This is a genomic window from Candidatus Thermoplasmatota archaeon, assembly GCA_022848865.1.
In the GTDB taxonomy this organism is placed as follows: Archaea; Thermoplasmatota; Thermoplasmata; order RBG-16-68-12; family JAGMCJ01; genus JAGMCJ01.
This window is the reverse complement of the sequence record JAJISE010000133.1, coordinates 1-505: the sequence shown is the minus strand read 5'-3', so window position 1 is coordinate 505 and position 505 is coordinate 1. Positions and strand designations below refer to the sequence as shown.

Genomic DNA, 505 nt, shown 5'->3' with positions numbered 1-505 from the left:
GGAGCTGTCACGACGACGTCCGCGTAGTCGCTGAGCTGAGTGTAGTAGTTGCCATTGGCGTCCGCATAGTCGAGTGTCGCTTCATTGTGAAGCAGTGTCTCGTCGGCTGTTCCGACGTCCACTGTGACGGTTATGGTGATCGTTCCGCTTCCGCCTGGTGCCAGGTCGCCGATGTTCCATGTGTAGACATCGCCAACGACGGTGTCGCAGACTGGATTGGAACTCACGTATGTGGTATCAGCTGGGATGGTATCGACTATCTTTACGAGAGTGGCCCAACCGGTCCCGCTGTTCTCGTACTCGAGCGTGTAGACGATCGTGTCGCCTGGGTCAGCTGTTGTGACGTCTGCGGTCTTGGTGAAGGACAGTATCGGAGCTGTCACGACGACGTCCGCGTAGTCGCTGAGCTGCTCGATGAAGTTGCCATTTGCATCGGAGTAGTCGAGCGTGCCTGTGTTGTGAAGCAGTGTCTCGTCGGCTGTTCCGACGTCCACTGTGACGGTTA

General features: G+C 57.0%; 1 protein-coding gene. It reads right to left on the bottom strand.

Going from position 1 to position 505, the window contains the following annotated elements; all coding sequences use genetic code 11:
* On the bottom strand, nt 1-505 hold a 505-nt coding region (locus LN415_10040; GenBank protein MCJ2557411.1), incomplete at both ends, for a DUF11 domain-containing protein.